Here is a 19612-nt window from a genome sequence, read left to right as displayed (position 1 = left end):
GCCGGTTCCGCCCGGACGACCTCCGCGACCGGCTGGTGGGCGCCGCCTGCTACGACGACGAGGAGTTCACCGAGTACGGGCTCGGCCCGGCCGCCGTCGAGGAGCTCCGCGCATCGACGCCCGACTCGACACGCACCACGTCGACGTCGCCGACCGACGAGGGGTGGGCGGCGGGCGGTGTCAGGGGTGGGCGGGGGTGGCGGTGGGGTCGCCGCACATGGCCTGGCCGTAGAGGGACTTCAGGGCCTCGTCGATGGGGTGGGGGCGCGGGTTGCCGGAGGCGTCCAGCTCGTTCCACCTCATCATGTTGATCGCCACCGACATCTGCCGCTTGCCGTCGGCCCGGGTCAGGGACAGCGTCCCGGCTCCCCAGGCCGAGCCGTCGTGCCCCCAGAAGAGCCCGCAGCCCGGGACGCTGACCCTGTGCAGCCCGAGCCCGTACTGGATCGTCGTTCCGTCCAGGGCGCGGACCGGGAGCGTCTGCTGCATCTGCTCCAGCGACGACCGGCTGACGATCCGGCCTTCCAGCAGCGCGGCGTAGAAGCGGTTCAGGTCCTCCATGGTGGACACCAGCCCGGCGCTCGGCCCCACCCAGGAGTTGGTGTAGACGCTGTAGTCGCGCGGCGGGTCGAGGAGGCCGAAGAAGGACTCGTACATGCGGGAGTGCGGACCCTGGATGCGCGGGCCGCGCGGGAACCCGGTGTGGCGCAGGCCGGCGCGCGCGATGACGTCGCGGGCGATGTACTCCTCGGCCCCGGTGCCGGTGACCCGCTCCAGGAGCTGGCCGAGGAGGATGTAGTTGGTGTTGGAGTACACGCCGGTCGGGCCGCCGGGCTCGCCGGTGGGCGGCGCCGAGAGTCCCAGTTCGATCAGCTCGGCGGGGGTGAACTCGCGGAAGCGGTTCTCGTCCAGGCTCTTCGACGACATGTCCGGCAGGGACGGGAAGCCCTGGAGCGACGGGAACGCGTACATGATGTAGTCCGGGATGCCGCTGGTGTGGTTGAGCAGCATCCGGACCGTGATCTTCCGGCCGCGTTCTCCCGGCACCAGGTCCGGCAGGTAGTCGCCGATCGGCGCGTCGAGCCGGATGCGGCCCTGCTCGACCTGCTGCATGACCGCTGCGGCGGTGAAGGTCTTGCTGACGCTGCCGACGCGGTGCCGCAGGTCCGCGTTGACGGGGCGGCCGGTCGTCACGTCGGCGACCCCGGAGGCGCCGCGCCAGGTCCGGCCGGAGTCGCGCACCTCGGCGAACACCCCCGGCATCCCGGCCCGGTGGACGCCGTTCAGGGCGGACCGCAGTACCGCGGGGTCGATGCGGGCGTCGGCGGCGTCGGCCGGGCTCGTGGGAGCTGCGGGGGCAGGGGCGGCGGCCGCCACCGTGCCCGCGCACATGCTGAGCGCGGCCGCGCTCGCGCACACAGCCAGTCGGATCTTCATCTCATGCGTCCTTTCGTCGTGAGTGAGTGAGTGAGTGAGTGGGTGGGTGGGCAGGGCGTTCGGGCTTCGCCTGCCGGTTTCCGTGGTCATGCGGCCAGCGCCCGGCGCAGGGCCCCGGCCAGTTCGGCGTTCTGCCGTTGCGAGACGTCGGCGGAGAGGATCGCCTGCGACCCGTGGAAGGTGCCGGCCCACTGGTGCAGTTCGACCGGTACGCCCGCCCGCAGCAGCCGCAGCGCGTACTCGATGTCCTCGTCGCGGTTCGGGCAGAACTCCGCCGTGGCGATGTACGCGGGCGGCAGGCCCGCAAGGTCGGTCGCCCGGGCCGGCGCGGCGTACGCGGTGGCGGGCTGCGGGCCCAGGTAGTGCCGCCAGGCGGCGGTGGTCTTGTCGCGGGTGAACCAGGGCGTGTCGGTGAAGTTCCGCGCCGACCAGGTCTGCTGCCGGTCGTCGAGCCCGGGCTGGTTGAGCAGTTGGAAGCAGATGGCCGGCCCCCCCTCGTCGCGCGCCCGCAGTGCCAGCGCAGCCGCGAGCCCGCCGCCCGCACTGTGGCCGCCGACCGCGATGCGCGCCGGGTCGATGCCGAGTTCGGCGGCGTGCCCGGCGGTCCAGTCCAGTACGGCGTACGCGTCGTCCAGGGCGGCCGGGAACCGGTTCTCGGGTGACCGGCGGTAGTCCACGGAGACGACGACCGCGCCGGAGCCGTCCGCGAGCCGGGCGGCCCACGGGTGCTCGGTGTCCAGGTCGCCGAAGACGAAGCCGCCGCCGTGCAGCCAGACGATGGCCCCCGCCCCGGCCCCCGCGCCCGCCCCCGCCCCGGCCCCCGCGCCCTGCGGAGCCGTGTGCGGACGGTAGATCCGTACCGCCACGTCGGGCTCCGCCGGCACCGTACGGTCCTCGACGTCCATGCGCGAGGTGTCCGGCGCCGCACTCGCGGCGACCAGGGCCGCGACCGTCTTTCGGGTGGCCACGGGGTCGTTCAGGTCGGTCTGCGGCAGGAACGGGATGAATGCTTCGAGTTCGGGGTCCATGCCGACGATCCTCGCGGCCGCGCCCCGGGGCGGTCATCCGCCAACCGTCGCGCGTCCGGCGTCGATCGCGCACCGATCGGCGCCCCGCCCCGGTGTCCCGGCCTCCTATGGTTCTGCCATGGAGGCACTGGCCGTACGGCTGTCTGGACTGGATCCGTACGTCGACGGCGCGATGCGCATCGTCGCGTTCTACGACACCCTGATGCGTCGACGCGTCGACCTGCCGGCGCTCGCCCGGTCCTCGGCGGGCCTCGCCGAGTGCGTGACCGGGATCCGGCTGCACGGCACGGGGCGTGCGATCCGCATCGCGCCCGACGGCCGCCCGGCGGCAGCACCGCCGCCCGGTTCTCCGCAGCCACCCGCCTCCACCACGGCCCCGATCACGCTCGACGAGGAGGAGATCGGCACCGTCTGGCTGGAGCGCCCCGGCCCGCCCGGCCCCCTCGACGAGGTGCTCCTGGACCGGCTCGCCCTCGCCGCCGCTGCCGCGGCCGAACGGTACGGGCCCGCCGGCACCACCATGGCCGACCCCGCCCTCGTCGAGCTCGTGATCAGCCCCGACAGCGACGAGGCCGCCCGGGCGCGGGCGTTGCGGCTGCTGGGGTTCGCGGCCGCCGGCCCGCCGGTCCGGGCGGTCGCCGTGCGGTCGTCGGAGCTGCCGCTCGACCGGATCGGCGGGCTCGTCTGCCCGACCCGCCCGGTGAAGGCGGCGCCGCTGGGCGAGGTGGGGGTCGTCCTGGCCGCGGGGGTGGACCCGGCCCGGTTCCCGGAGGGCGTACGGGCGGGGATCGGCGCCGCGGACAGCCCGGACCGGTCCTGGTGCGAGGCCCGGACCGCCCTGCGGTTCACCACGGCGCGGCGGCCGGTCGTCCACTACGACGAGCTGGGCGCCCTGGCCCTGCTCGCCCGGATCCCGGAGGAGGCGGCGCGGGAGAACGCGGACGTCGCCGCGATCGCCCGGCTGGCCGGCGCCCCGGAGGACCTGGAGACCCTGGACGCGTACTGCACGGCGGGCTCGCTGCGCCAGGCCGCCGACGTCCTCCACCTGCACCACAGCAGCGTCGCCCGCCGCCTGGACCAGATCGCGAAGAGCCTCGGCATCGAGCTCACGGACCCGACGGGCCTGACCCGGGCCAGAATCGCCCTCACGACGTGGCGGCTCCTCACCGACTGAGAATCGGCCGGGCGACGCGGCCGCGGCGACCTCTATCAGGACGGATTGCGGGCGTCAAGACACGTTTTCCAGTGTCGTGACGCACTTCCGCTCACAAGGTTTATTTGAAGTACGCCCCACCGGGAAAGCCCGGAAGAGGCAGATACAAATAACCCTTTTGCACACCGAGTGGAGAATTCCCATGTTCGAGCGTTCCTGGACCCGTCGTATCGTTCTGGCCGGCGCCTCCGCGGCCCTGCTGGGCGGCGGCATCGCACTGCCCGCCACCGCCATGGCCGCCCCCACCACCACCCCGCAGCACGCCGTCACCTTCCTCCAGGACGACAGCGCGGACGGCATCGGCACCAGCGGTGACGCCACCGCCGAGAACACCACCGTCGGCGGTACGGCCACCACCGGCGCCGCCAACTCCGGCGTCGGCAACTGCGACGGCGGCTGCGACATCCGCACCGGCAACGCCCAGAGCGGCAACGCCAGCGCTGATGCCGTCAACCAGGGCGACTCGACCGCGGTGACCGGCGACGCCAGCGGCACCGGCGGCACGGTCACGAAGCAGGAGATCACGAAGCAGGAGATCAAGGAAAACCTGAAGGAACAGCTGAAGGCGAAGCTCGGCAAGTAACGGCCGACGCCCCTCCGCCCCCAGCCTTGAGCGCCCTGCGCCAGCCCCCGGGACCCCGTCCCGGGGCCCCCGGGACCCCGGGACCCCGTCCCGGGGGCTACTCAAGGCCACGCACCAAATCCCCCACACCGGCGCTACCAAAAAAAATGACCGCCGTCAAGCCACGCGTTCCAGTGGCGTGACGCACGTCCACCCACAGGGTTTATTTGAAGTACGCCCCACCGGGACCCCCGGAAAAGGGGCGGAATTATCAGAAGCCCTACCCATAACCCTCTCCCCATAACCCCTTTCCCATTACTCTTCCCGTACCGACTGGAGAATTCCGATGTTCGAGCGTTCCTGGACCCGTCGTATCGTTCTGGCCGGCGCCTCCGCGGCCCTGCTGGGCGGCGGCATCGCACTGCCCGCCACCGCCATGGCCGCCCCCACCACCACCCCGCAGCACGCCGTCACCTTCCTCCAGGACGACAGCGCGGACGGCATCGGCACCAGCGGTAGCGCGACCGCCGAGAACACCACCGTCGGCGGTACGGCCACCACCGGCGCCGCCAACTCCGGCGTCGGCAGCTGCAAGGGCAAGTGCACGATCGTGACCGGCAACGCCCAGAGCGGCAACGCCAGCGCCGACGCCATCAACCAGGGCGACGCGACCGCGGTGACCGGCGACGCCAGCGGCACCGGCGGCACGGTGTCCAAGCAGGTGCTGAAGAAGCAGCTCAAGGAGGAGCTGAAGGCGAAGCTCGGCAAGTGAGGGCCGACGGCCACCACCCGCCACACCGGATGCCGGAGAGGACCACCGCCTCTCCGGCATCCGCATGCCCGGGCGCGGTGCGCGAGCGTGTTGGGCACCGCCGCCCCGGGTCCGTCTTGTTACGCTGCGGCGAGCAAAGGATCCGCCGTATGAACTGCCCTCCGGCACGGCTGACCGGCCGCATCATCCGCCCCGACGATCCCGGGTACGCGCGCGCGAGCCTGGGCTGGGACCACCTCTTCGTCCGCTACCCCCTGGTCATCGTCTACGCCCAGGACACGCAGGACGTGGTCAACGCCCTCACGTGGGCGCGCCAGCACGACGTCGCGGTACGCGTGCGCAGCGGCGGCCACAGTCTGGAGGGCTGGTCGAACGTGGACAACGGCATCGTGATCGACGTCAGCGAGCTCACGTCCGTCCACGTCGACACCGCCACCCGCATCGCGACCGTCGGCGCCGGGCTCTCCCAGCTGGAAGCGGTGACCCTGCTCGCCGCGCAGGGTCTCGCCGTGACGACGGGCACGGAGGGCAGCGTCGGCCTGGCCGGTGCGACGCTCGGCGGCGGCTTCGGCTTCCTCACCCGCTACCTCGGCATGGCCTGCGACAGTCTGGTGGGTGCCGACGTCGTCGTCGCGTCCGGCACCGACCGCGCCGAGGTGGTCCGGGCGGACGAGGCAGAGAACCCGGACCTGCTGTGGGCGCTGCGCGGGGCGGGGAACGGCAACTTCGGGATCGTCACGTCCCTGACCTACGCGGTGGCCCCGCTGGCGGGCGTCGCCCACGTACAGGCCAGGTGGCGGGGGCTCGACGACCTGCCCGGGGTCTTCGACACGTGGCAGCGTACGGCGCCGTTCGCCGACGACCGCCTCGGTACGCAGATCGAGATCCACCGGGACGAGATCCTGCTCTTCGCCGTGCTCGTGGAGGGCACTCCGCAGGAGGCAGGGGAGTTGCTGGCCCCGGTCCTGTCGGTCGGCCGGCCCGCGGTCTCGGCGCAGGTCGGCAACTGGGGCGACATCTACGCCGGGTTCCAGGTCCCGACCGAGGACGATCCCGCGAACTGGAAGTTCGTCTCGCAGTTCGCCGTCGAGCCGTTCCCCGCGGAGGCCTTCGACCTGATCGCCTCGTTCATGCGGAGCGCGCCCACGCAGACCAGCAACTTCTTCACCCAGGCCTTCGGCGGCGCGGTCCGGAGGGTCCCCCGCGGCGGCTCGGCCTTCCCGCACCGTGACGCGCTGTTCTACGCCGAGCCCGGCGCCGGCTGGGGAACCCGCGGGCAGGCGGGCAGCGGCGATGCGCTCACCGCGCGGGCCCAGGCGTGGATCGCCGAGTTCGGCCAGGCACTGCGGCCGTACGTGAGCGGCGCGTACGCCAACGTCCCGAACATCGGCATGCAGAACTGGGAAACCGCCTACTGGGGACCCCACGTCGGCCGGCTGCGCGAGGTCAAGGCGCGGTACGACCCGCACAACGTGTTCACGTACGAGCAGAGCATCCCATCGGCGGCACGCCGGCCGGACGGCCGGGCCACCGGGCAGCCCAGCAGCCGGGCTACCGGGCAGCCGCCGGCGTGATGATGAAGGACTTCTCGTTTCAGGTGAAAACAGAACCTATCGCGCCAAAGCGGTGAAACACCCGGAATCGGGTGGGTAGGTGAGGGTTCGCCCCACCAGCATGTCCCTGGAGTTGTTGGTGTCAGCAGCATGGGAAGGGACGTTCATGGCCGACAGCAAGGCCGACAAGGCCAAGAAGGCCGCCGCGTCGATGGGGCTCGTGACCCCGATCGGCAAGGCGGCCGCCGCCCCGGAGGTGGCGCCCCCGGCCGACGAGGTGTGGCAGCTGCCGGGCGGCAGCGCGCGCGTGTACTACGGGCAGGGCCAGCAGGGCGTGGTCCGGCCGGTCGTCCTGGCCGACGGGTTCAACCTCGGGCCGACCGACTTCGACTGGCTGTGGGACCAACTGGAGAACGGCCGGTTCCCGTTCATCAGCCAGCTCCGGGCCCGGGGTCGCACGCTGGTCCTCGTCGGCTTCGACGAGCGCAGCGAGTCGATCCTCCGCAACGCCGAGACGGCGACCGCCGCGATCATGCGGACGATCGCCGAGCAGCTGGGCGACGCCCGGCTGCTCGCCGGCGGGTTCAGCATGGGCGGCATGGTCATGCGGTACGCGCTGGCGAAGATGGAAATGCAGCGCATGGACCACCGGGTCGGCGTCTACCTGTCGTTCGACACCCCGCACCGGGGGGCGTGGGTGCCGATCGGGCTCCAGGCGTTCGCGCACTACCTCGCCCAGGTCGACGACACGTACCTGCGGCAGATCGGCAGCCCGGCCGCGCAGCAGATGCTCTGGCGCTCCATGGACGGTGTGGACGCCACGCCGAAGGAGAGCCCGCTGCGCAAGGAGTTCAAGGAGCAGCTCCAGAAGGTCGGCGGGTGGCCCCGCATCCCGCGCCTGCTCGGCGTGTCGAGCGGGCGCGGCGACGGCCGGGGCAACGGCGTCCGGGCCGGGGAGAAGACGCTGAGCTGTTCCGGGCCGGTCTTCGACGGCACGTACTTCCTGGCCCAGTCGCAGGGCGACCCGGCCGAGGTGGCCGTACTGGACGGCATCCTCGGCGGGCCGCACACGATCACGACGCACGGCTTCCCCGAGCTGGACGGGGCGCCGGGCGGGATGCTGGAGTCGTTCGGCATCGTCGGTGACGCGCTCAAGGGGATCGGCGAGTCCATCGAGATGGCCCACCGGTCCGTGTGCTTCGTACCGTCCGTCAGCGCCGTCGCCGTCCGCGACCTGGACCGGCAGGACGACCTGTACGTGAACATCGACAACCTGCCCCCGGACGAGTCCGAGCTGGACGACTTCATGCTCTCCGAGGCGAACGACCCGCACGCCCTCATGACGCCCGAGCTCGGCGAGTGGGTCCTCGACCGGCTGCCCGACTGAGCGACCGTACGTACGGCAGCGCCGCAGGCCGGGCCGGGTCCGTCACACGGATCCGGCCGGGCCGGCGGCGGGCCCGGCCAGTTCGGCGATGAGCCGGCGGTAGGTCTCGAACGCCGGCTTGGGGCCGTAGTCGTCGCGCAGGAGTCCGAAGCGGTGGAAGAGGCCCTCACCGCTGCTGTCGGCGTCGCGCAGGGCGAAGAACGCGTAGCCGTCGACGGTGAGTGCGTCGGCGAGGGCGGCGACGGTCCGTACGACGGTCTCCAGGACGGCGGCCTGCCGCTGTTCGGGCCGGTCGGGGCCGGTGGGCCAGCCGTTCTCGCAGATGCGGATCGGGACGGTGTCCGGGATGCCGGCCGCGGGCAGGTGGGTGCGCCGGAAGGCGGTGAGGACCCCGGCGACCGCGTCCGCCAGCTGGTCGGCGGCGATGGGCCGGAAGACGTCGGGGAAGAAGTCCAGGCCGACGTAGTCCAGGCAGGCCAGGAAGCGTGCGTCGGCGCGGGCGCCCAGCTCGGACCAGAAGGTGTTACCGGGGTCGAAGGTCGGTACGGCGTTGAAGCCGACCGCCACGGGGTACCCCAGGGCCCGGGCCTCCTCCTTGGCCGCGACGACCCCTTCGACGAGCGCGTCGAGGACGCCCGGGGTGCTGCCGTCGAGGGTCGGGAGGTCGGCGTTGGGCTCCTCGCATATCTGGAGGGACGCCAGCTGCGGTCCGCGCGTCCGGACGGTCTCGCGGACGAACTCCAGCCACTCGTCCAGCCGCCCGGTCGGCTCACGGAACTGCAGGACGAGGTCCAGCTTGCGCCCGCGCCGCAGGTAGCGCTGCGGTTCGACGGGCGCCGCGGGCTCCGGCAGGTCCACGGTGGCCGCGAAGGAGTGGTAGGCGCGGACGGTGAGCGCAGCCGCGTCGCCCTGCAGCGCGTCGAGTGCGTCGGTGATGCGGTGCGGCTCGTCCGGGCGGACCGGGTGAACGATGCCCTGGTCGTCGCCGAGGACCGCGCCGGGGTAGATGCCGAAGGCCAGAGCCATGGCCGTCCCACCTCCAAAAATCTTGGTGTCACTCCAACTTTGCGGTGACACTATCATTCAGGTGTGGGCCTCAGAGAGATCAAGAAGCAGCAGACCCGCACGGCGATCGCCGATGCGGCACTGGGACTGTTCCTGGAACACGGCTTCGACCGGGTCACGGTCGCCGACGTGGCACGGCACGCGGGGGTGTCCACGAACACCGTGTTCAACTACTTCCCCGCCAAGGAAGACCTCTTCTTCGACCGCCAGGCCGAGGCCGAAGGCCATCTCGCCGCGCTGGTACGCGACCGCGCCCCGGGCACCTGCCCGGTGGAGACCGTCCGCGACGCCCTGCTGGCCGCCCTGGAGGACAGCGAGCCGATGCTCGGACTCCAACCGGGCGCGGCCGGGTTCTGGCGGGTCGTCCTGGACAGCCCCGCGCTGCGCGCCCGTGAACGGGAGATCGGCGAGAACGCCGAGGCGGCGCTGGCCACGGCCCTGACCGAACACCCGCCGCCCCCGGCCGTCGCCCCGGTCCCCGCAGCGCTCCTGGCGGGCGCCGTCGCCGGCACGTACCGGGCGGCCCTGCGCGAGATCCGACGGGCCGTCATGTCCGGTGAGTCCCCGGCCCACGTACGCGACACGATCACCCCGGCGGCCCACAGCGCCTTCACCGCCCTCTGCCACGGCCTGCACGCGGGCTAGGCTCGCGGCACCAGGGGTGTCCGGCGGATCATTGCCCCACGGTAGGTGAGCCTTGGGCAAGGATCCGCCGGCACACAACTGGCGACTGGTCGTCAGGTCATCGTGAACTTGGCAACGTACTCGTCGAAGGGCTCGATGCCGACTTCCGCACGGAGTTCGTTCATGCGCTCGGGCTCTTCGCAAGGCCACGGAACCGGTGACCCGTCCTTCACGCCGGCGATCTGAGTGCCGTAGACCTGCTTGCGGCCCTCATTGACCAGCGTGCGGTCGCGCAGAAAGGCCAGCTGGCGTGGGCTGGCCGAGCCGGCCGACACTGCCTGCTCCATCATCTGGAGGGCGCGCCGCTGGACGTCGAGCTGCCGGTCGGCGTGCTGGGCGATCAGCCACGCCGCGCGGGCGGCTTCCTCGCCGACCAGTTCTGCAGTCGGCCAGCCGTATTGATCCATGATTTCGCCGAGTCGGTCGCCGTGCCGTGCGGTCAGCCAGCGCCACGCCAACTGCTCGGCCGGGTCCTCGCTGTTCGCGCGGACTGCGGACTGGTGATCTGCCACGGCCATGTCGGTGAGTTCCACCGCCAGCGCGGTAACGTCGTGCGCCACTCTCGACTCCCTGGTTACGTCGGTGCGTTGTGCTCGTCGATGGCAACCCTAAAGGCGTAAATCGGGCGTAAAGATCATTCCGGAGAACGGTGACAGGAACCTCTTCGCACCCGGATAATGGATCTATGCCCGGAGCCAGAGCCGGATCGCTGCGAGGGTCACGGTGCCCCGGAAGACGTAGGCACGCTTGTCGAATCTCGTGGCCACAGCCCGGAAGTTCTTGAGGGCGTTGATCGCCCGCTCCACTTCGTTCCTGCGCCTGTAGACCGTCCGTCGAAGCCGGTGGGTCGCCCGCCATGGCTCCCGCGGCGCTTGCGGTTGGCCCGCTGACTCTTCGGCTCGAGGATGGTGTGCTCGCTCTGCCGTCGCCGCAGGTAGCGGCGGTTACGGCGGGAGGAGTACGCCTTATCGCCGCCGAGATGGTCCGGCCGGGTGCGCGGGCGTCCTCCGCCGATTCGGCCGACCCGGATGCGTTCCATGACGGGGATGAGCTGCGGGGCATCGCCCCACTGGCCCGGGGTGATCAGCAGCGCCAGCGGCCGGCGTCCGTCTTCACCCGCTAGGTGGATCTTGCATGCCAGGCCGCCCCGGGAACCTCCCAGCCCCTCGTCGGGGCGGTGCCGCCGGGGCGTTTGTCTTTTCCCGGCACCCGCGAGGATCTCCTGCGCGCTCCGGCCGCTACGGCCCTCCGCGTCCGCGTCGGCCACGACGGCCGCGAAGACCTTGTCCCACGTGCCATCCGCCGACCAGCGTCTATGCCTCTCGTACACGGTCTTCCACTTGCCGAAACGCGCAGGCAGATCCCGCCACGGCCCCCCGGTGCGTTGCCGGAAAAGTATCCCGTTTATCACCCTGCGATGACTGACCCAACGTCCGCCTCGCTGACCGGACATCGGCAGATAGGGGCACAGCGGCGCCCATTCCGAATGTCAGATCCCCCCGCCCCATGCCCATGCCCATGCCCATGCCCATGCCCATGCCCATGCCCATGCCAACGAGCCGAAGCCGGAGCGGTCACATGATGCGCCGGACAGGACCTAGGAGTGTCCTGAAGATCTTGAAATCGCGCCCGACTTGCGCCGCTTTAGGACGATCGACATTTGCTGGCAATCCAGGGTGAGCCGGGCGGTCAGAGCAAGATCTTCAGCGGACTCCTATGCTCGTGGCATGGGCACGGGCAGCGTGGACTTCAGGGACCTGGAACGGGCGGTCTCCGTCATGTGCGGGGTGCTCGCCCCGCACGTCGACGCGGACTGGTCGGTGCGGGCGGGGCCCTTGGAGTGGGACTGCCGGGCGACCGCCGCCCACGTGGCCCACGATCTGCTGGCGTACGCGGGGCAGGTGGCGGCCCGACCCGCGGACGCATACCTCCCCTTCGACCTGGTCGTCCACGCGGAAGCGGAGCCGCGCGCGGTGCTGGGCGTGGTCCGCGCCTGCGCCGGCCTGCTCGCCACCGCCCTGGCGGCGGCCGACCCGCGGATGCGGGCCTGGCACTGGGGGCCGTGCGACACGACGGGCTTCGCCGCGATGGGCGTCGCCGAGATCCTGCTGCACACCCACGACATCACCCAGGGCCTGGGGATTTCGTGGCTACCGCCGGCCCGGCTGAGCACCGCGGTCCTGCAACGCCTCTTCCCGGACGCGCCGCCGGGCGACCCGGCCCGGGTCCTGCTGTGGTGCACGGGGCGGGGCGAACTCGAAGGCAGGCCCCGCCTCACCTCGTGGAGCTGGCGGGCGGCCGTACCCGGCTGACGGCAGCCCTGCCGTCAGCCCCGGGTAGGCCCGCCGGGCAGGGGCGGTTCCGGGTAGGGCACGATCACGGCCGACGGATCGTCCGCGCAGCCGACGGTGGCCGCGCTCCGGTAGAAGACGTTCTCGAACTCGACGTCCCGCTCCAGCAACAGGGCGGTCCGGGCAGCCTCACCCATCGGCGGCCGGTGCTGAGCGACCCGGTATCCCGTCTCGATGACCTCGTCGAACGGCCTGCTGTGGCGGACGACGGCGAACCCGTCGCCGTCGCCGCCCCACTCGCCGCCGACCTGCCAGGTGTACTGGAGCTTCAGCACCCCGGCCTCCGGACAGTGCCAGCGGAACCGGGCGACGGCCAGCTCACCGCTGACGCTGTCGAACCGGCTCCAGCCGCGGCCGTCCCCGAGGAAGACGACGCCGCTCGCCTCCATCACACCCACCGCGGACCCGAACCAGGCCCCGACCAGACGTTCGTCAAAGAATTTCACGTTCAACACGCCCCCTCTTCGAGGCGATCCTAGGCAGCCGCACAGCAAACAGGCCCCGGCCTCCCTGAGGAGGACGGGGCCTTAGTCGAGCGCTGGGCAGGCCTTGCACCTGCATCCCCCCACAGGAAGTGGGGTGCCTTTCCTTGGACCACCAACGCCAGTCCCACCGCCACTTGTCATGGCCGCGAGCTCAAGATCAAGCATACGGCATCCGAACGACCGTACTCACCACTCGCCATCGAGCCGACGGCCTGACCGCGGCGAACGCACCCGCTCAGGCGAGACCGCGCCGCGCGCGCTCGGCGTCGATGAGTTGCTCGGTGAGCGCCTCCGGATCCACGGTGAACTCGGGCTCCGAGAGGTCGTCGTAGTCGTCCGCGCCGAGGCGCACGCCCAACTCGGCGAGCCGACCGGCCAACAAGGCGAACCCGGTGCGCGGGTCGGGCTCGCCGGCATATCGGACCTGGTCGGCGGCACAGGCCTCGGCCAGGCTGCTGCCGGCCATGCCCGACAGCGTGAACTCGGTGTCGAGCCCGACGACGACGAAAGGGCGGTCCGCCGGTTCGTCGGGGTGCACCCAGTAGCCGATCCAGCCCTCGTCCCGCTCCGCGACGATCTGCACGTACTCGGCCAGCACCACGAGCGCGGCGTTGACGGCCTGCATCTCGGGGTCGGCGAGTTCGGCTTCGCTGAGGTAGCCGGTGTCCAGGAGCGGCTGGAGCCGGCCCGCCTCGAGGAAGGTGATGTCGAGGAGTTCGCGGAAGTCGGCGCGGTCCTCCCACTGCGCCACCAGCATGGTCTGCAGGTCGTCGGGGATCGGACGGCCCCCCAGACGCTCGCGGGAGAACTCTGCGAGCCGCTCTTCGAACATGTCCCCTCTTCACTGATCGACGGTTCAGCCGACCCTAACGGCTCCCTCCGACAACGGACCGCCCCCACCGTCGGGCGGCGGCGGGGACCCACCCCCGGGAGCCGACCGCCCCCACCACGCACGCGACCGCCATCAGGACGAACATCGCCGCGAGTGCAGCACGGGACCGCCCGGGGTGCAGGATCACGGCCCACGGTTCGGGAAAGCGCCCGTTCCAGCCGGCGACCCCCACGACGATCGGCATCCCGCTCATACAGGGCCCGGCGACGCGCGGTCCGACGCACGCCCCCAGGAGCACGGCCGCCGCGAGGTAGAAGGTGATGTTCCGGCCGACGACGAGGGCGATGTCGTCATCGGCCAGCAGATAGGCGCTGCCGCTGACCACCAGGGCGGTCCCGGCAAGGCCCGCGGCCAGGGCGGTGTCCCAGCGGTGGACGGGCCGGAGGGCGGCGGCCTCGACTCCCACGTCAGTCCTTCCGGTGCCGTTCAGCCAGAGCACGGCGGGCACCACCGCCACGAGCGCACCGAGCAGGAATTGACCGCCGATACCCACAAGAACAGGAAGCGGCAGCGCGGTACGCCCAAGGGCGATCCCGAGAAGAGCACTGAGGACCGTCGCCGAAACGATCACACCAGCATTGCGGGACTTGAGCCACCAGATCACCGGGCAGCTCCCGGGATCTTGCGGTCCGGGCGTCCTGTACAGCCGGACAGGGCCTGCCGGTACTGCTCGTACCAGGCCAGTTGCACGGCGTGCGGCTGGGCGAGGACCTGCCGGACGAGGTCCACGTCCTCGGCGGTGGAGCGGTCGGGCTCCGCGTCGGGCAGGACGCCGGTCGCCTTGGCGGTGAGCCACACCTGGAGCGTCGACCGATCCCGTATGGCGGGGTACTGGCGCGTGGTCCGCGCACAGTCGGGCACGGGCGGCATCAGCACGCCCGCCAGCCTGTGCCCCGTGTCCGTACCCCTCACGACGCCGTTCGTGCCGAACGCGGCCTGCCCCTCCCGGGGTGCGGCGCTCAGCGTGTCGGCGACCGGAACCCCGGCCTCCGCGAGGCGGGCCGTGTGGCTGCGGACGAGGCGCACCACCCCGCCGCGGTCGGGGGTCTCGGGCCACAGGCACACGGTGGGACGCCCGTCGGTGTCGCAGACGAGGTCCGAAGGGTCGCGGGCCAGCACGGGGTTGTAGTCGAGGTCGTGCACGAGCCAGACGGCCACCGCAGCAGCAACCGCAGCAGCGGCAACGGCAAGTACCCGCGCCGCCTTGAAAAACGGGTGCACCACCAAACCTGCCGCCACACACAGTCCTCCGGCAAGGACGAACGGCGCCCATACGGCCGCCGGATCGATCACCTGGCCCGGGTCACAACAGGATTCGTACGCCTGGGCGACGAGGTGGCGCGGCCAGGGCGGGTCGAAAGAGCCGGGATACGCAACCGCGCAGAACCCGACGACCATCGCGACCGGTGCGGCGGCCAGACCCGGCAGGACCCGCCCGAGCAGATACCCGAGCAGGCTCGCCGCGGCCAGCACGGCTGCGTACGCGCCCACCATGCCCGCGTGCGCGGGCGCGGGCAGCGCTCCGGCCGCCCGGGAGGTGACGATCAGTGCGGCGGCGAGTCCCACCACACCCATGCCCCACACGGGCAGGAGCACGCCGAGCGCGATCGCGAGCGGCGAGCGGACGGGCGCCTGGTCCAGGACGCGTCCGCGGAGCAGACGTGCGGCCTCCCAGGCGCCGGCCGCCGAGCAGGCCGCTGCTGCGGGTGCCAGGGCGTACGAGGCGGGCCCGACCACCGAGGGCCCGTAACCCGCCACAACAGAAGCGGCCATTCCATCACCGAGGAGCACGACGACGTGAAAGAGCAGGAACGGCAGCAACGCCACGGCCGACGAGGTCCGCAGCAGGGTACGCAGGCGCACTGCTCACACCTCCCGCTCGACGAGCCGGGCGTACGCGGCCTCGGCCCGGGCGACCCCGGAGGGAGAGCCGGGGGCGATGGCGTGGAACTCCTGCGGACTCCCCCGGAAGCGGACGGTGCCCCTGTCGAGGACGACGACCTGCTGGTACAGATCGGCGAGGTCCTCCGTCTGGTGGGTGGAGACCACGATCTGCACGGTGGCGGACAACTCGGCCACGAGTTCGCGGAACATCTGCCGCTGCGTGGGGTCGAGACCGGCGGTCGGCTCGTCCATCAGGATCAGCTCGCTGCGGTGGACGAGCGCCCCGGCGATGCCGATGCGGCGCAGCTGGCCCCCGCTGACCCGGTGGCTCTTGCGGTCGGCGAGCGCGCTCAGACCGACCCGGTCGACGGCGGCTGCGGACGCCTCCCACGCCTCGGAGCGCCTGAGGCCCTTGAGCCAGCCCGCGTACGCGACCTGTTCGCGCACGGTCAGCCCCGGTACGGGGGTGACCTGCTGCGGGATCCACGCCACCTTGCGCCGATAGGCGGCGAGCGACCGGCGCTCGGCCCGGATCCGGCCGAGCCCGACCGTGCCGGAGCCGGGGCGGAGCTGTGAGGCCGCGATCCCCAGGAGCGTCGACTTCCCGGCGCCGTTGGGCCCGAGAAGAACAGCGGCCGGAGCATCGAGAACCAGCCCGAAGTCGGAGAACACAACCTGCCGGCCGTACCGGAAGGAGACCCCTTCGAGAACGAGAGCCATGGCGCTACCCGCTACCACCGCCCTGCAACTCGGCACCGCCCACGGCCCTGCCGCTCACTGTCCACGATCCCGTCCCCTTTCCCCCGAGGCGGCGCACGGAGGCAGAGGCACACGGGCCCTCCCCCCAGAGGCCGCAAGAACGTTTCGAACGCTAACGCCGGAAGATCCCACTCCACCGCAATGGCAACCGGTTTGGCCGAAATCTGCCGTGCCCACAACCACCGCACACAGCCGCGGGCCTGCTGCTCTGGCGAGGGCCGTTCCTGCCCCTCGTACCCCCTGGCCGTCCTTCGGGGGCTTCCCGGCAGCTCTTTGGCATTCCGGGGCGGGCCGGGCAGTCAAGGGTGGCCGGAGGCCATCGCGCAGCGACGCGACGACGAAGGAGGAGCGCCCTTGACCGGCCGGCCCGCGCCGGAAGGACAATGGGCTGCCGGGAAGCCCCCGAACACACTCCCGACCCCGCCCGACACCCGTCCCGTTCCGGACACTTGTCGCAGATTCGCCGGTGCGGTGCGCTCGGCGCGGCCGCTAGCATGTCACCCTCTGGATGACATTCCTGACGTCAACAAAAAGGTGACGCCGATGCCCCAAGCGCAGGACACCCCGGACTCGGGGGCGGGGCCGGCCTCGTTCCTGGCCGCCGCCGCGGCCCTCGGCATGATGGACTCCGCCGCCCGTACCGCCCGCCTCGCACCGCCCGACGGCGCCGACCGGGGCGACCGGGGCGACCGGGGCGACCGGGGCGACCGGCAACAAGCCCTGGCCGCGCTGCTGCTCCTGCGTCGCGTGCGCGAGGAACTCGCCGGCTGGGAGACCGGGTTGATCGAGACCGCCCGCACCGCCGGCGCCACCTGGGCGGATCTCGCCGGGCCCCTCGGGGTGGCCAGCCGTCAGGCCGCCGAGCGGCGGTACCTGCGCCTGCGGCCCGACGCCGCCGCCGGGACCACCGCCGGCAGCACCGGCGAGCAGCGCGTCCGGGCTGCCCGCGACCAGCGCGCCGCGGACCGCGCCGTCACCGCCTGGGCCCGCGACAACGCGGCCGACCTGCGCCGGCTGGCCGGGCAGATCGGCGCCCTGGACGACCTCGCCGCCGGTGCTTCCCCCGCCATAGCCCGCCTTCTGGACGCCCTCGGGGACGGCGACCCCGCCCGGCTCCTCGCCCCGCTCGCCGCGACGCGCCCGCACCTCGCGGCCGGCCACCCGGCGATCGCCGACCGCCTGGACCGGCTCGCGTCACGCACGGCCCGCCTGCGCGCGGACCATCGCACCGACCGGCAGCTCGGCGTCCGGCACACGCCCTGACGGCAGCTCAGCGCTTGTAGCTCAGCAGCCAGCGCGCCCGGACGCCCACACCCGAACGCCCAGACGTACGCCCGCCCAGCCGGCGGCGCACGACGTGGCCCCACCCGACCAACATCACCACCATCACCGTTTTTCGTTCTCGAAGGAGAGACCCACGTGGGTAGCAGTACCGAGACGCTGGAGTTCCAGGCCGAGACCCGTCAGTTGCTGCAGCTGGTGATCCACTCGATCTACTCGAACAAGGACATCTTCCTGCGCGAGCTGATCTCCAACGCCTCCGATGCACTGGACAAGCTCCGCCTGGAGTCGCTGACCGACTCCACCCTCGACGTCGACACCGCCGACCTGCACATCACCCTCGACGTCGACAAGGACGCCCGTACGCTCACCGTCCGCGACAACGGCATCGGCATGAGCCGGGACGAGATCGTGGAACTGATCGGCACGATCGCCAAGTCCGGCACCGCGCGCCTGCTGGAGAAGATCAAGGACGCCAAGGACGCCGCCGCGGCGCAGAGCCTGATCGGCCAGTTCGGCGTGGGGTTCTACTCGGCGTTCATGGTCGCCGACAAGGTCACCCTGCGCACCCGGCGGGCCGGCACCGCCGAGGGCACGCAGTGGGAGTCCGACGGCGAGGGCACGTACACCATCCAGGCCGTGGACGACCTGCCGGTCGGCACTTCGGTCACGCTCCACCTCAAGCCCGTCGACAGCGAGGACGGGCTGGCCGACTACCTGGCCGCCTGGAAGATCCGCCAGATCGTCAAGCAGTACTCGGACTTCATCCGCTGGCCGATCAAGATGGCCGCGGAGCCGAGCACAGACGCCGACTCCGAAACCGGCGACACCGACGGCAACACCCACGCCGAAACCGCCCCCCACATGGACACCCTCAACTCCATGAAGGCGCTGTGGGCCCGCCAGCGCAGCGAGGTGTCCGAGTCCGAGTACAACGAGTTCTACAAGCAGATCAGCCACGACTGGCTCGACCCGGCCGAGACCATCCACATGCGCGCCGAGGGCACCTTCGAGTACGAGGCGCTGCTGTTCATCCCGTCGCAGGCGCCGTTCGACCTGTTCTCCCGCGAGACCAAGCGCGGCGTGCAGCTGTACGTCAAGCGGGTGTTCATCATGGACGACTGCGAAGCGCTGATGCCGAACTACCTGCGCTTCGTCAAGGGGGTCGTGGACGCCCACGACCTGTCCCTGAACATCTCCCGCGAGATCCTCCAGCACGACCGGCAGATCCAGGGCGTGCGCCGACGCCTGGTGAAGAAGGTCCTCGGCGCGCTCAAGAGCGTCCAGGCGGGCGACGACGCCGAGCGCTACGCGAAGCTGTGGGGGCAGTTCGGCCGGGTCCTCAAGGAAGGCCTCCTCGAGGACGCCGACAACACCGAGGCGCTGTTGGCGCTGGTGTCGGCCGAGTCGACGCACGACGCGGAGAAGACGACCAGCCTGCGCGAGTACGTCGAGCGCATGAAGGACGGCCAGGACGCGATCTACTACCTGACCGGCGAGACCCGCGCGACGGTGGAGAACTCCCCGCACATGGAGGCCTTCGCCGCCAAGGGGTACGAGGTCCTGATCCTCACCGACCCGATCGACGAGGTCTGGGTCGAGCAGGTCCCGGGCTTCGACGGTCACCGGTTCCAGTCGATCGCCAAGGGCCAGGTCGACCTGGACGAGGACGCCGATGCCGACGCCGACGGCGCCGGCGACAGCGACGGCCAGGAAGCCGCCTCCGCCAAGGCCAAGCGCGAGAAGGACTTCGCCGCCCTGTTGCCGTGGATGACGACGACACTGTCCGAGCACGTGAAGCAGGTCCGGCTGTCGTCGCGGCTGACGACGTCGGCGGCGTGCATCGTGGGCGACGCCCACGACATGACGCCGACCCTGGAGAAGATGTACCGGGCCATGGGCCAGCAGATGCCGCCCGTCAAGCGGATCCTGGAGCTCAACCCCGCCCACCCGCTGGTCACCGCCCTGCGTACGGCCCACGAGGCCAACGCGGAGGACCCGGCCCTCACGGAGATCACCGAGCTCGTGTACGGCAGCGCGCTGCTCGCCGAAGGCGGCGACCTGCCCGACCCGGCCCGCTTCACGCGGCTGCTCACGAGCCGCCTGACGCACACGCTGTAGACGCCGGCCACCGGGCGCCGGCTGGTCGGCCGCTCGGCCGCCGGGGGGGGGGGGGGGGGGGGGGGGGGGGGGGGGGGGGGGGGGGAGGAGAAAGAGGGGAGGGAGAGAGGAAAAAGAGAAAAAAAACAAAAAAACACA

18 protein-coding genes and 1 pseudogene are annotated in these 19612 nt (G+C 71.6%); 9 read left to right on the top strand and 10 right to left on the bottom strand.

From position 1 onward, the window contains the following. Positions 1–180: 180 nt before the first annotated feature. On the bottom strand, positions 181–1437 hold the full coding sequence (locus ACZ4VL_RS23005; RefSeq protein ID WP_468202911.1) for a serine hydrolase domain-containing protein: 1257 nt from the start codon (positions 1435–1437) through the stop codon (positions 181–183). 86 nt (positions 1438–1523) lie between these two features. Next, complete coding sequence (locus ACZ4VL_RS23000) at positions 1524–2465, bottom strand: alpha/beta hydrolase (protein WP_468202908.1); 942 nt, start codon at positions 2463–2465, stop codon at positions 1524–1526. A gap of 118 nt (positions 2466–2583) precedes the next feature. Here ACZ4VL_RS23000 and ACZ4VL_RS22995 point away from each other — a divergent pair, with 118 nt between their 5' ends. The 5 genes from ACZ4VL_RS22995 to ACZ4VL_RS22975 all read left to right on the top strand — a co-directional run bounded on the left by ACZ4VL_RS22995 (position 2584) and on the right by ACZ4VL_RS22975 (position 7952). Next, on the top strand, positions 2584–3639 hold the full coding sequence (locus ACZ4VL_RS22995; RefSeq protein ID WP_468202905.1) for a PucR family transcriptional regulator: 1056 nt from the start codon (positions 2584–2586) through the stop codon (positions 3637–3639). Between the two features lie 181 nt (positions 3640–3820). Then, positions 3821–4261, top strand: a complete 441-nt coding sequence (locus ACZ4VL_RS22990) for a hypothetical protein (RefSeq protein WP_468202902.1) — start codon at positions 3821–3823, stop codon at positions 4259–4261. A 325-nt stretch (positions 4262–4586) separates the two neighbouring features. Then, positions 4587–5012 carry a hypothetical protein gene (locus ACZ4VL_RS22985; protein ID WP_468202900.1) on the top strand — a complete coding sequence of 142 codons (426 nt, stop codon included), beginning with the start codon at positions 4587–4589 and terminating at the stop codon, positions 5010–5012. Between the two features lie 149 nt (positions 5013–5161). Further along, complete coding sequence (locus tag ACZ4VL_RS22980) at positions 5162–6586, top strand: FAD-binding oxidoreductase (RefSeq protein WP_468202897.1); 1425 nt, start codon at positions 5162–5164, stop codon at positions 6584–6586. Between the two features lie 145 nt (positions 6587–6731). Further along, a complete protein-coding gene (locus ACZ4VL_RS22975) occupies positions 6732–7952 on the top strand; it encodes an esterase/lipase family protein (protein ID WP_468202894.1) in 1221 nt (406 codons plus the stop codon). A 42-nt stretch (positions 7953–7994) separates the two neighbouring features. On the opposite strand, the gene ACZ4VL_RS22970 is transcribed toward ACZ4VL_RS22975, so the two are convergent. Then, positions 7995–8978 (bottom strand): hypothetical protein, encoded by a 984-nt coding sequence (locus ACZ4VL_RS22970; RefSeq protein ID WP_468202891.1) that lies wholly within the window; start codon positions 8976–8978, stop codon positions 7995–7997. 63 nt (positions 8979–9041) lie between these two features. On the opposite strand from ACZ4VL_RS22970, the gene ACZ4VL_RS22965 reads away from it, so the two are divergent. Continuing rightward, a complete protein-coding gene (locus ACZ4VL_RS22965; protein WP_468202888.1) occupies positions 9042–9662 on the top strand; it encodes a TetR/AcrR family transcriptional regulator in 621 nt (206 codons plus the stop codon). 92 nt (positions 9663–9754) lie between these two features. Here ACZ4VL_RS22965 and ACZ4VL_RS22960 read toward each other — a convergent pair whose 3' ends face one another. Continuing rightward, positions 9755–10261 (bottom strand): DUF6624 domain-containing protein, encoded by a 507-nt coding sequence (locus ACZ4VL_RS22960; protein ID WP_468202886.1) that lies wholly within the window; start codon positions 10259–10261, stop codon positions 9755–9757. Between the two features lie 123 nt (positions 10262–10384). Beyond that, positions 10385–11209 (bottom strand): annotated as a pseudogene (locus ACZ4VL_RS22955) (IS5 family transposase). A 219-nt stretch (positions 11210–11428) separates the two neighbouring features. Here ACZ4VL_RS22955 and ACZ4VL_RS22950 point away from each other — a divergent pair. Beyond that, entirely contained in the window at positions 11429–12013 is a 585-nt protein-coding gene (locus ACZ4VL_RS22950) for a maleylpyruvate isomerase N-terminal domain-containing protein (protein WP_468202883.1), read from the top strand. Between the two features lie 14 nt (positions 12014–12027). On the opposite strand, the gene ACZ4VL_RS22945 is transcribed toward ACZ4VL_RS22950, so the two are convergent. From ACZ4VL_RS22945 to ACZ4VL_RS22925, 5 genes are all read right to left on the bottom strand, one after another. After that, the gene (locus tag ACZ4VL_RS22945) at positions 12028–12498 is read right to left on the bottom strand and encodes a hypothetical protein (protein WP_468202880.1); all 471 of its coding nucleotides are present in this window, start codon (positions 12496–12498) and stop codon (positions 12028–12030) included. 274 nt (positions 12499–12772) lie between these two features. After that, the gene (locus ACZ4VL_RS22940) at positions 12773–13369 is read right to left on the bottom strand and encodes a hypothetical protein (RefSeq protein ID WP_468202877.1); all 597 of its coding nucleotides are present in this window, start codon (positions 13367–13369) and stop codon (positions 12773–12775) included. Positions 13370–13403: 34 nt separating this feature from the next. Then, a complete protein-coding gene (locus ACZ4VL_RS22935; protein ID WP_468202874.1) occupies positions 13404–13922 on the bottom strand; it encodes a hypothetical protein in 519 nt (172 codons plus the stop codon). 107 nt (positions 13923–14029) lie between these two features. Next, on the bottom strand, positions 14030–15292 hold the full coding sequence (locus ACZ4VL_RS22930; RefSeq protein WP_468202871.1) for a DUF7224 domain-containing protein: 1263 nt from the start codon (positions 15290–15292) through the stop codon (positions 14030–14032). Positions 15293–15295: 3 nt separating this feature from the next. Continuing rightward, on the bottom strand, positions 15296–16033 hold the full coding sequence (locus tag ACZ4VL_RS22925; protein WP_468202867.1) for an ATP-binding cassette domain-containing protein: 738 nt from the start codon (positions 16031–16033) through the stop codon (positions 15296–15298). A 582-nt stretch (positions 16034–16615) separates the two neighbouring features. On the opposite strand from ACZ4VL_RS22925, the gene ACZ4VL_RS22920 reads away from it, so the two are divergent. Both ACZ4VL_RS22920 and htpG read left to right on the top strand, forming a co-directional pair. Beyond that, positions 16616–17335: a hypothetical protein gene (locus ACZ4VL_RS22920; RefSeq protein WP_468202862.1), complete on the top strand. Its 720-nt coding sequence runs from the start codon at positions 16616–16618 to the stop codon at positions 17333–17335. A 156-nt stretch (positions 17336–17491) separates the two neighbouring features. Then, a complete protein-coding gene (gene htpG, locus ACZ4VL_RS22915) occupies positions 17492–19474 on the top strand; it encodes a molecular chaperone HtpG (protein ID WP_468202859.1) in 1983 nt (660 codons plus the stop codon). The last annotated feature ends 138 nt before the right edge of the window (positions 19475–19612 follow it).

Source organism: Streptomyces sp. NPDC029014, from assembly GCF_055564695.1.
The sequence above is the reverse complement of the archived record's forward strand: the minus strand, read 5'-3'. Positions and strand labels throughout refer to the sequence as shown.